A 12,136-nucleotide genomic window follows, 5' to 3' on the forward strand; every position below is an offset into this window, starting at 1 on the left:
CCTCCATCGGCATGTGCGACAGGCTACGACGACACGGAACGTAAAGGAAGGGTTTACGTACAGTCTGTCTGTCGAGGATCCCGGCGAGACGCGTCGAATCTACGGCAGGGGCGACGGCGGCGTCTGCGCGCCAGGAGTGAAGTACCGGAAGTCGCCCAGCACGACACACCCGCGTGCGGCCTCGAGTTCGAACGCGGCCGCCGCCGTGCCCTCGCACAACACCGGATCGTCGGCGTCGCCCACATAGGCCTGCGACTGCGGACCCGCGGCGACGACCGCCGTGCCCGGACTTTCGAGCACACCGAGCGCCAGGGCCTCCTCCCCCACGCCGATCGCGAACAGCCGTCCCGACGTGCTTTCCCCGGCGCCGACACCGCCGTCGAATCCGGCGGCCACCACCTGTGCGGCACTGCGGGCATCGGCGAATCCCACGCCCCGCTCGGCATAGCTCCACGCCTCGGCGGTGCCGTCGGTGGACGCACCGCACGCTTCGCCCCCGTCGATCTGCACGATCTCGGCCGGGGCACCCGGCGGTGCCGTGCACGTCGTGGCCGCGGACGCGGTCTGAGGAATGACGAAACCGACCCCGATGGCGGCAGCGAATACTGCCCCGACGCCGAGAACCCGACCGGACGCCCACGAGCGAATCACGACATCGACCCTTCCGAACCTCGAGTGACTGTTCTCTCGGACAGTTTATGGACTCGCACCTCGGGAGGACTCATACTCGAGGTCACGACAGGGACGCGATTCCCCGAACGTTCCGGTTCACGTGTCCTTTGCCCGGTCGGTGTCGCGGGATGGTTGGACGCGCTTCGGCTCCCCCGGCATCTTCGGGTGATTCGGCGGATACGGCAGGTCGCCGATACCGTTCGCCTCGTCCCGTTCGGCCATCTCGAGCAGAACGTCCAGCGAGTGCGCATGCGCATCGAGATCCGCCATCGGATCGCCGCGCTTCGCCAGCAGATCCGGCACCGTGGCGATCGTGAAGTCGTCAGGTTCGGCGTCGACCAGCTCGTCCCAGGTCAGCGGAGTCGAGACGGTCGCGATCGGGGTGCGACGGACCGAGTAGGCCGAGGCGATCGTCTTGTCGCGCGCGTTCTGGTTGTAGTCGAGGAAGAGCCGCTCTCCGCGCTCCTCCTTCCACCACGCCGTCGTCGCCCGCCCGTCGCTGCGCCGCTCGATCTCACGCATGAGCGCGATCCCCGCACGACGGACTCCGACGAAATCCCATTCGGGCACGATCCGCAGATAGATGTGGAGTCCCCGCCCACCGGACGTCTTGGGATATCCGGCGAGTCCCAGTTCGTCGAGAAGCGGGCGCACGACCTCCAGCGCCACGGCCCGCGCGTCGCCGAAATCGGTTCCCGGTTGCGGGTCGAGGTCGATGCGCAATTCGTCGGGACGGTCGGTGTCGCCGCAGCGCACCGGCCACGGATGGAAAGTCACGCACCCGAGATTGGCCGCCCACACCACGTCGGCAGCCGAACACACACGCAGCGCATCGGCGGTACGCCCCGACGGGAACGTGATCTCGCAGGTCGCCACGTGGTCGGGTCGCTTGACCGGTGCCCGCTTCTGATAGATCTCCTCCCCCTCGATGCCGTCGGGAAAGCGCTGCAGATGCGTCGGCCGATCGCGCAGAGCCGTCAGGATCGGTGCGTCGAACTCGGTGGCGACCCTGCGGTAGTACTCCACGAGGTGCCGCTTCGTGCCACCCGCGGCGCCGAGCTGCGGGAAGTAGATCTTGTCGGGGTTCGACAACCGCACGGGCGTGCCGTCGACGTCCAACTCCTCCGCGGGCGAACGCTTCGTGGCCATGTCAGTCCTCCGTCCGGTCGAGCACATCCGACAGGTCGTAGCGCACCGGCACCTCCAGCTGGTCGAACGTGCAGCTCTCGGGGTCACGGTCGGGACGCCACCGCAGGAACTTCGCTGCGTGCCGGAACCGCATCCCCGCTCCCGACACACCTTCCATCTGGTCGTACGCGACCTCCACGACACGTTCGGGACGCAACGGCACCCAGCTGCGGTCCACCGCCGAACGCCACCGCGTCGGTTCGCCCTGCTCGACGACGTCGTCCCCGAGTCGCAGCGGTTGCAGTTCGGCGAGCAGTTCCTCGCGCCGCTCCCGCGTGAACGCCGAGGCTCCGCCGACCATCGCGAGTTCGCCGTCGTGATAGAGCCCGAGCAGCAACGACCCGATGCCCTCGACGCTCTTGTGCATGCGGTAGCCCATGAGGACGCAGTCGGCGGTGCGGGCATGTTTGAGCTTGAGCATCTCCCGCTTGTCGGGCACATAGAGCCCGTCGAGTCGCTTGGCGATCACGCCGTCGAGGCCGGCCCCTTCGAACTCCTCGAACCAGCGGCGGGCGGTATCGGTGTCGGTCGTGGCCACCGTGACATGACAGCTCTTACCCCCGCCGATCTCGGACCGCAGCCGCGCGCGCCGCTCCGCGAACGGGGTCTCCATGAGATTCTCGTCGGCGAGAGCGAGCAGATCGAAACCGACGAACACGGCCGGTGTCTGCTCGGCGAGCATCGTGACCCGGCTGGCGGCCGGATGGATCCGCTCGGACAGCGCCTGCCAGTCGAGTCGGGTGCGGCCGTCGTGTTCGCGCGGGACGACGATCTCCCCGTCGACCACGCACCTGCGGGGCAGTTCGGCGCGCGCGGCGTCGGCGAGTTCCGGGAAGTAGCGCACGAGGTCCTTGCCTCCGCGCGAGCCGAGAACCACCTCGTCACCGTCGCGGAAGACGATCGCCCGGAAACCGTCCCATTTGGGTTCGTAGGACCACTCGTCGGGACCGTCTTCGGGTTGGGAGGGGACGGTGGAGGAGACCTTGGCGAGCATCGGGGCGAGCGGCGGCACCACAGGCAGGTCCATGCGGCACATCGTTCCACCCTGTACGGGTACCGGCAGCACTTCCGTAGGCTCTTCGACCATGAACATTCTCCGAGGGGCGGCCGGTGCCGCGATGGCGTTGGCGGCAGCAGGGGTGCTCGGAGGATGCGCGACCCAGGTCGAAGGGCAGGCCGTGCCCGCCGCGAACGCCCTGGACACGTCCACGGCGCCGTCCTTCTCCCTACCCACCACGACCCCGTCGGCGTCGTCGTCGACCGAGTTGAGCGTCGACGTCGCAGCCGGCGAATGCGTCGCGCTCGGCGGCACGGTCGACGACGCGACCATCGACTACGCGGTGTGCGGCAGCCCGAGCTCGAATTACAAGGTCGTCGACGTCGTCGATGCCAGTGCCATGTGCCCCGGCGACATCGACCAGACCTACTACGAGTCCTTCGGCGGCATCGAGGTCGGCGCGTTGTGTCTCGACATCGACTGGGTGGTGGGCGACTGCATCGACCTCGGCGGCGAGGATCCGCAGCGCATCGACTGCGGTGAGCCCGCGGTCCAGGGCGAGGAGGTCACCGAGATCCTGCTCGACACCTCCGACGTGAACGACTGCTCCACGTCCGAGGGGGGGTTCGTGTACCGGGAACGCAACTTCGTGGTCTGCACCGACACCATCTGAGGTTCTCTCCTTGTGCGGATGTCCGTCGCGGCCGCGACGGAGCATGTCGGTGCCTCCCGCAACAATGCGTTCGACAGATCATCATCCGACGGACGCGAGGACGGAACATGACGCACTGGCCGGACAGACCGATCTGCGCGTTCGATCTCGAGACCACCGACCGGGATCCCCGCAACGCCCGCATCGTCACGGCATGCGTCGCGACCTTCGACGGCGACCGCATCGACACACGCTCGTGGCTGCTCGACCCGGGTATCGCGATACCCGAGGAGACCACCGCGATCCACGGCATCACCACCGCCCACGCCCGCGCCGAAGGACTCGACTATCTCGAGGGATACAAGCAGATCCGGCAGGCCGTGAGCGACGCGTGGGCGCGCGGCCACATCGTCGTCGCATTCAACGCCAGCTACGACCTGACGGTCCTCGACGCCGAAGGACGCCGGCTCGGCCTGACGGGGCTCGACATCGGCACGGTCGTCGACCCGTACGTCATCGACCGGGAGATGGACCGCAGCCGGCCCGGCAGGCGCACACTGCAGGCGGTGTGCGAGGCGTACGGGGTGTCGCTGCCGAATCCGCACGAGGCCGAGGCCGACGCGCTCGCCGCCGGCCACCTGACCCGCGCGCTCGTGGCGAGATTCCCCGAGCTCGCCGAACTCGACATCATGGCCGATCAGGCCGCCTGGCACGCCGAACGGCAACGCAGCTTTGCCGAGTACCTGCGCGGGCTGGGTCGCGAGGTCGTCGACGTCGACGACAGCTGGCCCGTCCGGCTCCCCACGCCGGTGGGTACCGATGTCCTCGAGCGTCCCGCGACCGAGACGAAGTTCCGGCGCGCGCTGAGCGCAATCCGCGAGTTCTTCCGGCGACTGCGCCGCCGCTGATCAGGAGTGCGGTCGATCAGGGCAGCAGTCCCTGCCGCCGCGCCTCGACGACCGCCGCGTGCCGACTGCGCACATCGAGTTTGTCCATGGCGTTGCGCAGATAGGTCTTCACCGTCTCCACGCGCAGCGACAACCTGTCGGCGATCTCCGCGTTGCGGCAGCCCAGCGCCACATGGCTCAGCACGTCGTGCTCGCGCGCGGTCAGATGCGTCCGCGGGTGCGATACGCCGTCGCGCGCCCGGGTCAAGGTCTCCTCGACCGTTCGTACCTGTTCCCTGATCGACGGATCATCGGTCCGAGCCGCGATCGCCCGCAACGCGACGAGACTTTCCGTCAGCGCTTCGGAGACGGAGGCAGGTACGGTGGCGCCGTGCGCGGCCCGCGTGTTCCCGATCAGCGACACGCGGCGATCGACCTCGTCGCGGATCTCGATCTCCCGCGCCAGCTCCGCGGCCGACCGCACGACCTTCTCCGCCACGACGTCGCCGATGGACCGGTTGACCCTCAGCCCGCCGTAGATCGCCGCCCGGGTGCGTCCGCGCACCACGACCGGCACGGCGAGCAACGACTCGATTCCCTCACCCGCGACCTGCCGGTCGTAGTGGTGGGTGATGTGCGGGGAGGTGAAGTAGTCGGCGACCGCGCCGGGACGTTGTTCGACGACCACCCGACCGCCGAGTCCGCGTTCGGCGGCGATCACCAGATTGCGCAGGGCACGACCGCGGGTTCCGACGAATCCGGACAGGACCACGTCCGAGCCCTGCACCACGCCACCGAAGAGCACCGGTAGTTCCGTCGTCGCCTCGAGGTCGCGCAGCGTGGCGCGGAGGGTGTCGAGATCGTCGGGACGCAACACATCCGGCACGGCGACATCCATCGATTGCTCCTACTCTTCCCTCCGAACACCCACTTTCGAGGGTAGAGGGGCCAGTTCCACGATTTGTAACCTGCACATCGCCCGGTGTTGCAACGATCACAGAAGACGCCGGAATCCGAGTAGGCCACCCCGGAGGTATCCGTGTCCATCGCCCCCGTCCGTCCCGGCTCGACCGGAGCCGCGAACTACAGCCAGATGAGCCCGCTGCGCTTCCTCGAACGGTCCGCGGCGGTGTTCCCGGATCGCACCGCGATCATCCACGGCGACCGCACGTACACCTACGCCGAGTTCGCCGACGAGGCGCAGCGGCTCGCGCGCGTGCTGCGCAGCCGTATCGAGCCGGGCGACAAGATCGCGTACCTGACTCCGAACGTGCCCGAGATGCTCATCGCGCATTTCGCGGTTCCGCTCGCGGGCGGTGTGCTGGTCGCGCTGAACTCGCGCCTGGCCGGGCCGGAACTCGAGTACATCCTCGACCACTCCGAGACGAAGCTGCTGTTCGTCGACTCCGAACTGCTCGGATCGGTCGCGAACGTCCGCGACAACGTTCCCGGCGTCGCCGAGATCATCGAGGTCCCCGACTCCACCGTGCCGGCTCCGGATGTCCCCGCCGGAGTGGCTACCGCTCGGTACGACGAGTTCCTCGCGCAGGCCGACTCGCTCGATGCGACGCCGCTGCCGTGGAGCGTCGACGACGAGCTCGGCGTCATCACCCTCAACTACACCTCGGGCACGACCGGCAAACCCAAGGGCGTGATGTACACCCATCGCGGCGCGTACCTGAACTCGCTGGGCGAGACCTTCCACAACAGCTTCGACGGGCAGAGCAAGTATCTGTGGACACTGCCGATGTTCCACTGCAACGGCTGGTGTACGCCCTGGGCGGTGACCGCTGCGGCGGGCACCCACATCTGCCTGCGGGCGGTGCGGGCCGACGCGATCTGGGATGCCATCGACAACCTCGGTGTCACCAACCTGTGCGGTGCGCCCGCGGTGTGCTCGACCATCGCGAACGCCGAGCAGGCTCATCCACTCGACCGTCCGTTGCGGATCACCACGGCCGGCGCGCCGCCGTCGCCGACGGTGATCGCCCAGCTCGAACAGATCGGCATCACGGTTGTCCACGTCTACGGACTCACCGAGGTGTACGGCCCGTACACGATCTGCGAGTACCAGGACAGCTGGGACGACAAGCCGGCCGACGAACGCGCCGCGCTGCTCTCCCGTCAGGGTGTGGGCATGCTGCAGGCCGAGACCGCGCGGGTCGTCGACGAGGACATGAACGACGTGCCCGCCGACGGCGAGACCATGGGCGAGATCGTGCTGCGCGGCAACAACGTCATGCTCGGCTACTACAAGGACCCGGACGCGACCGAGGAGGCGTTCCGCGGCGGCTGGTTCCACACCGGCGACCTCGGCGTGATGTACCCGGACGGATACATCCAGCTCAAGGACCGCGCAAAGGACATCATCATCTCCGGCGGCGAGAACATCTCGACCGTGGAGGTCGAGCAGGCGATCGTCAGCCACCCGGCGGTGCTCGACGTCGCGGTCGTCGGCGTTCCGGACGAGAAGTGGGGTGAGCGTCCCAAGGCGTTCGTGATCCTGAAGAAGGGCGAATCGGTCACGGCCGAGGAGATCATCGACTACACGCGCACGCTGCTCGCCGGGTACAAGGTGCCGCGCGACATCGTCTTCCCGCTGGAGCTGCCCCGCACCTCGACCGGCAAGATCCTGAAGTTCGAGCTGCGATCGGCCGAAGCCGCCGAGGGGTGAGCCGACCCCTCACGACTGCATTGGATACTCGACGCCATGACATCCGGTACCGGTAACAGCACCCGTCGCCTCGATTCGACGGGCCCCGATCCCGCCCAGTTCCGGGTGCATGTCGTCACGCAGGCGATCCGTTTGTTCTCCGAGTTCGGCTACGAGTCGACCACCGTCGAGCAGATCGCCGCGGCCGCAGGGGTGTCGCGGCGGACCTTCTTCCGGCAGTTCCGGTCGAAGGAGGACGTGATCTTCGCCGATCACGAGTCGCTGCTCGAGCAGGTCGCCGAGTACCTCTCGCAGGATTTCGACGATCCGTGGGCGGCGGCCTGCGAGGGGGCCAAGCTCGTCTTCGGGCACTTCCGGGACCGGCGCGAGCTGGCGGTGTGGCGGTATCGGGTGGTGCAGCGGGTGCCGGCGCTGCGGGAGCGCGAACTCGTCACCACCTACCGCTACGAGCGGTTGTTCACCGACTTCCTGCGCGCCGCCGTCCCGACGGAGAAGCCGGTGCGCACCGTCAGCTTCGCGGCGGCGATGACCGCCACGCACAATTTCGTGTTGCGCGCGATGATCCGCGGCGACGAGACCGCCACTGCCGAACGCCTCGAGCAGGAGCTGCTCGAGCTCCGCCGCACGTACGGGGTGGTTCCGGTGCCCGAAGGCGCGACGAACGGGAAGGTCGCGCCGGCTCCGCCGGCGGTCGCGGTGGTGACCTATCCGGCCCACCTGACACCGGCCGAGATCGCCGAGCAGGTTCGGCTCCAACTCGAAGGCGCACAGCAGCGCCGTTGACCTGGCACTGAGTGCCGTGGTTACAATCGACTCATTCCGTCACGTCGCGAACCCTCGCCCCGATATCGTCGAGGGAGCTACGTTCGCAAATCTGGCACCGCGTGCCGTTAGGAGTCCGCCGTCATGGCCCTCAATCCCGACTTCGATCTGTTCAAGCTCTCCGAGGAGCACGACGCGCTGCGCGAGGCCATCCGCGCGCTCGCCGAGAAGGAGATCGCGCCCTACGCCAAGGACGTCGACGAGAACTCCCGCTTCCCGCAGGAAGCCCTCGACGCCCTCAACAAGTCGGGCTTCAACGCCATCCACGTGCCCGAGCAGTTCGAAGGCCAAGGCGCCGACTCGATCGCCGCCTGCATCGTCATCGAAGAGGTCGCCCGAGTATGCGGCTCCTCCTCGCTGATCCCCGCCGTCAACAAGCTCGGCACCATGGGCCTGATCCTCCGCGGCTCCGACGAACTCAAGGCCAAGGTCCTCCCCGACATCGTCAACGGCGCGATGGCCTCCTACGCGCTGTCCGAGCGCGAAGCCGGCTCCGACGCCGCCTCCATGCGCACCCGCGCCAAGGCCGACGGCGACGACTGGATCCTCAACGGCTCCAAGTGCTGGATCACCAACGGTGGTAAGTCCACCTGGTACACCGTCATGGCCGTCACCGACCCCGAGAAGGGCGCCAACGGCATCTCCTCCTTCATGGTCCACAAGGACGACGAGGGCTTCGTCGTCGGACCGAAGGAGAAGAAGCTCGGCATCAAGGGCTCCCCCACCGCCGAGCTGTACTTCGAGAACTGCCGCATCCCCGGCGACCGCATCGTCGGCGAGCCGGGCACCGGCTTCAAGACCGCTCTCGCGACCCTCGACCACACCCGCCCCACCATCGGTGCGCAGGCCGTCGGCCTCGCCCAGGGCGCCCTCGACGCGGCGACCGCCTACGTCAAGGACCGCAAGCAGTTCGGCCGCCCGATCTCCGACAACCAGGGTGTGCAGTTCATGCTCGCCGACATGGCGATGAAGGTCGAGGCCGCACGCCTGATGGTCTACACCTCCGCCGCTCGCGCCGAGCGCGGCGAGCCCAACCTCGGCTTCATCTCGGCCGCCGCGAAGTGCTTCGCGTCGGACGTCGCCATGGAGGTCACCACCGACGCCGTGCAGTTGTTCGGTGGCGCCGGCTACACCACCGACTTCCCGGTCGAGCGCATGATGCGCGACGCGAAGATCACGCAGATCTACGAGGGCACCAACCAGATCCAACGCGTCGTCATGTCGCGCGCGCTGCTGCGCTGACACCGGTCGCGTAGGTTACCCCCGGAACATCGAAGCGATCAGGAGTTACCGCAGTGGCAGTGGAAAAGGTAGGCGTGATCGGTGGCGGCACCATGGGTGCCGGTATCGCCGAGGTGTGCGCCAAGGCCGGTAGCGACGTCCTCGTCAAGGAGACCACCGAGGAGTTCGCCGCCGCGGCACGCGAGCGTCTGAAGAAGTCGATCGGACGTGGCGTCAAGTCCGGCAAGATCACGCAGGAGGACGCCGACGCGGTCCTCGGACGGATCCGCGTCACCCTCGACCTGAAGGAGTTCGCCGACCGCGACCTTGTCGTCGAGGCCGCCCCCGAGATCGAGTCTCTCAAGGTGGAGATCTTCTCCGAGCTCGACAAGATCGTGAAGCCCGAAGGCATCCTCGCCACCAACACGTCGTCGATCCCCGTCATCAAGATGGCGCAGGCGACGCAGCGGCCCGGCAAGGTCGTGGGCGTGCACTTCTTCAACCCGGTGCCGGTGATGCCGCTCGTCGAGATCATTTCGGCGCTCACCACCGACGAGGCCACCGCCGACACGGTGTTCGACTATGCGAAGAACACCCTCGGCAAGACGGCCGTGCGCGCAGGCGACCGTGCGGGTTTCATCGTCAACGCCCTGCTCATCCCGTACCTGTGCTCGGCAGTGCGCATGCTCGAGTCGGGCTACGCGACGAAGGAAGACATCGACGCCGCGATGAAGGGCGGCTGCGGCTACCCGATGGGACCGCTGACCCTCATCGACACCGTCGGCCTCGACATCACCCTCAACGCCGCGCAGTCGCTGTACGACGAGTTCGCCGAGCCGCACTACGCACCCCCGGCACTGCTGCGCCGCATGGTCGACGCGGGTCGCCTGGGTCGCAAGACCGGCGAGGGCTTCTACAGCTACAAGTAGGCCTCACTCNGGACAGCCGGGAGGTACGCAACAACAGTTCCGGGCTCGCAACACGGCCAGCAACTGCCGGCGTTGCGAACCTTCACTACGTGTTGCGTACCTCGCGTACGACCGATGCCCCGCTCGAAGTCGCCCGACGGTCCGCTCCGGCTCCGTGAGGGCGCCGTCTGCTATCGTCCCCACCCGGACGTATCGGGGGATTCTGTCGGGGGGCAGTGGTGACATTGCACGTAGATCCTGAAGTGCTGCGCACATTCGCAGCCTTCGTGGCGGACACCGCCGACGCGATGAACGACTGGGACGTCGGCGAACCGTATGCCGTGTCGCAATCAGCACTTCCCGGAACAGAATTCGCGGCCGTCTGCGCACGAGCCTTCACCGCCACCGATCAAGCACTCGGCAACGTGTGCAGTCGCCTGCGCGAGATCGTCGACATCACCGACGGCGCCGCGAACGATTACGTCGTCGCAGAGACGGACTTCGTGGCTGCACTCTCGGCGATGGATCAGCACGGATGAGACCGGGAGTCGCTGCGGTCCGGTCCTGGAATCCCGACGCGCTGCGAATCACCGCCGACCACCTCGACGTGCTCGTCGACACACTCGACGACCGCATGAAAGGTCTGCTCACCGAGCAGGATGTGCTCGCCGAGCGATGGTCCGGCGACGCCGCACGTGCCGCCGCCGCGCGAGTGGTCCGCGAACGCTCGCTGGGCAGCGCCATCGCCGAAGCACTCCTGCAGGTCGCTGAGGCGTACCGCACCGGCGCGTGGCTCGTCGAAGGCACCCGCCTGCACCTCCTGTCGGTCGTGGGCGGCGCCGAACAGTCCGGGTTCACCGTGCACGACGACGGCACCGTCGACCCCTCCGACCAGATCCACATCCTCTCGGCGACGCTGCCGAGCGAAGCCGTCGCAGAGGCCCGCGTCCGCCTCGAACACGAAGCAACGGAACTGACCCACACCGTCACCGGCGCTCTCGAACAAGCGTCGCGAGCCGCGACGGAAACTGCCGATCGCTTCACCGCTGCCGTTGCGGTACTCGAAGCAGCCAGGGATGCCGCGGCGCCGGGGAAGGTCGTGCAGAACGAGAACGGCGAGTTCTCCTGGTGGCCTGACTGGCCATCGACCATCGCAGCGTCGTCCATCGGCGCAATGTCCGGAGCTACCAAGGAACTCCTGACCGACGCGGCAGTGGCCTCGGGCGACGATGTCGCACGCAACATCGCACGTGGAATGAACCCGGCTGCCGCTGCAGTAGGCACCGTTCCTGCGATCGTCAACGACATCAAGGGAGGCATGGATCCCACCGAGGCGGTGGTGTCCGAGAGCGCCGGAACCGTTGTCGGCATGGTCGGTGCATTCCTGGCGTCGAAGGGAACTACCGCGGCTATCGGCGCTGCGACCGGCTCGGTCGTTCCAGGGGTCGGCACCGCCGCCGGCTTCGCTGTCGGGCTTGTGCTCGGGGGCTTTGCCACGTGGTACACATCCAAGAGGATCCAGGAGTTGTGGTAATGACCGAAGGCACGCCGGAAGACCGGAATCACGTTCGCGCCGATAGTTCCTCCGACGCGCCCTGTTGGCCGCAACGTCTTCGAATCGGATGGTGCATAACGGGGGTATGTGTTCTGGTCTTCGCTACGTGGAGTCTGGTTGACAGTTCTGCGAATATCCTCCACGAGGAGTTGGTATCCACGATCGGTTCGCTGTTGTACGGAGCAGCAATGCTGCTCATGGGCGTGATGTGTGTCAGACTCGGCGGGATTCGACATGTCCTGTATTCGCCACGCATCAGAAGTTACAGGCATCCGGAATATGGCACGGGCATCGTTGTTCCTGGAGGACTTACGCCTCTAACCATTTTCATGGTCCTGCTCGTCGTGGTCGGCCTCGGATGCCTGGCCGTAGCGGCGCTGACCATCTACATCACCGACAAATCCGAGTTGCCTTACGGTCGCGACCCTCACGCCACTGCAATCTTCATGCTCGTGGGTGGGGTCGTCGCCCTGATCGCGTCGGCAGTGTTCGTATGGTTCCGGCTCCCGACAACGGAGCTTGACCCCTGATCTTGGACACGTGGAATCCAGCACACTGCT

General features: G+C 67.2%; 13 protein-coding genes. 9 read left to right on the forward strand and 4 right to left on the reverse strand.

Annotated features, from left to right (window positions below):
* Positions 1-99: 99 nt before the first annotated feature.
* From QR64_RS11825 to QR64_RS11835, 3 genes are all read right to left on the reverse strand, one after another.
* Positions 100-651: a DUF6764 family protein gene (locus tag QR64_RS11825; RefSeq protein ID WP_039585288.1), complete on the reverse strand. Its 552-nt coding sequence runs from the start codon at positions 649-651 to the stop codon at positions 100-102.
* 117 nt (positions 652-768) lie between these two features.
* Complete coding sequence (locus QR64_RS11830; RefSeq protein WP_039585290.1) at positions 769-1,821, reverse strand: DNA polymerase domain-containing protein; 1,053 nt, start codon at positions 1,819-1,821, stop codon at positions 769-771.
* A 1-nt stretch (position 1,822) separates the two neighbouring features.
* Complete coding sequence (locus QR64_RS11835) at positions 1,823-2,887, reverse strand: ATP-dependent DNA ligase (RefSeq protein WP_006553685.1); 1,065 nt, start codon at positions 2,885-2,887, stop codon at positions 1,823-1,825.
* Positions 2,888-2,945: 58 nt separating this feature from the next.
* Between QR64_RS11835 and QR64_RS11840 the strand changes: the two genes are divergently transcribed.
* Positions 2,946-3,530 (forward strand): hypothetical protein, encoded by a 585-nt coding sequence (locus tag QR64_RS11840; protein WP_039585292.1) that lies wholly within the window; start codon positions 2,946-2,948, stop codon positions 3,528-3,530.
* Between the two features lie 107 nt (positions 3,531-3,637).
* The gene (locus tag QR64_RS11845) at positions 3,638-4,417 is read left to right on the forward strand and encodes a 3'-5' exonuclease (RefSeq protein ID WP_039585293.1); all 780 of its coding nucleotides are present in this window, start codon (positions 3,638-3,640) and stop codon (positions 4,415-4,417) included.
* Between the two features lie 16 nt (positions 4,418-4,433).
* On the opposite strand, the gene QR64_RS11850 is transcribed toward QR64_RS11845, so the two are convergent.
* Positions 4,434-5,294 carry a LuxR C-terminal-related transcriptional regulator gene (locus tag QR64_RS11850; protein ID WP_039585294.1) on the reverse strand — a complete coding sequence of 287 codons (861 nt, stop codon included), beginning with the start codon at positions 5,292-5,294 and terminating at the stop codon, positions 4,434-4,436.
* 195 nt (positions 5,295-5,489) lie between these two features.
* Here QR64_RS11850 and QR64_RS11855 point away from each other — a divergent pair, with 195 nt between their 5' ends.
* The 7 genes from QR64_RS11855 to QR64_RS27805 all read left to right on the forward strand — a co-directional run bounded on the left by QR64_RS11855 (position 5,490) and on the right by QR64_RS27805 (position 12,106).
* Complete coding sequence (locus QR64_RS11855; RefSeq protein WP_235367112.1) at positions 5,490-7,070, forward strand: acyl--CoA ligase family protein; 1,581 nt, start codon at positions 5,490-5,492, stop codon at positions 7,068-7,070.
* A gap of 36 nt (positions 7,071-7,106) precedes the next feature.
* Positions 7,107-7,853: a TetR family transcriptional regulator gene (locus QR64_RS11860; protein ID WP_006553690.1), complete on the forward strand. Its 747-nt coding sequence runs from the start codon at positions 7,107-7,109 to the stop codon at positions 7,851-7,853.
* 123 nt (positions 7,854-7,976) lie between these two features.
* The gene (locus QR64_RS11865) at positions 7,977-9,134 is read left to right on the forward strand and encodes an acyl-CoA dehydrogenase (RefSeq protein ID WP_006553691.1); all 1,158 of its coding nucleotides are present in this window, start codon (positions 7,977-7,979) and stop codon (positions 9,132-9,134) included.
* 59 nt (positions 9,135-9,193) lie between these two features.
* Positions 9,194-10,042 carry a 3-hydroxybutyryl-CoA dehydrogenase gene (locus QR64_RS11870; RefSeq protein WP_006553692.1) on the forward strand — a complete coding sequence of 283 codons (849 nt, stop codon included), beginning with the start codon at positions 9,194-9,196 and terminating at the stop codon, positions 10,040-10,042.
* Between the two features lie 218 nt (positions 10,043-10,260).
* A complete protein-coding gene (locus tag QR64_RS11875) occupies positions 10,261-10,560 on the forward strand; it encodes a hypothetical protein (protein WP_232512540.1) in 300 nt (99 codons plus the stop codon).
* Entirely contained in the window at positions 10,557-11,555 is a 999-nt protein-coding gene (locus tag QR64_RS11880) for a hypothetical protein (protein ID WP_039585296.1), read from the forward strand. The genes QR64_RS11875 and QR64_RS11880 overlap by 4 nt, the downstream gene beginning before the upstream one ends.
* Positions 11,555-12,106, forward strand: a complete 552-nt coding sequence (locus QR64_RS27805) for a hypothetical protein (protein WP_235367111.1) — start codon at positions 11,555-11,557, stop codon at positions 12,104-12,106. The genes QR64_RS11880 and QR64_RS27805 overlap by 1 nt, the downstream gene beginning before the upstream one ends.
* The last annotated feature ends 30 nt before the right edge of the window (positions 12,107-12,136 follow it).

Origin of the sequence: Rhodococcus sp. Chr-9 (genome assembly GCF_000801125.1) — a bacterium.
GTDB classification, from domain to species: Bacteria; Actinomycetota; Actinomycetes; order Mycobacteriales; family Mycobacteriaceae; genus Rhodococcus; species Rhodococcus pyridinivorans.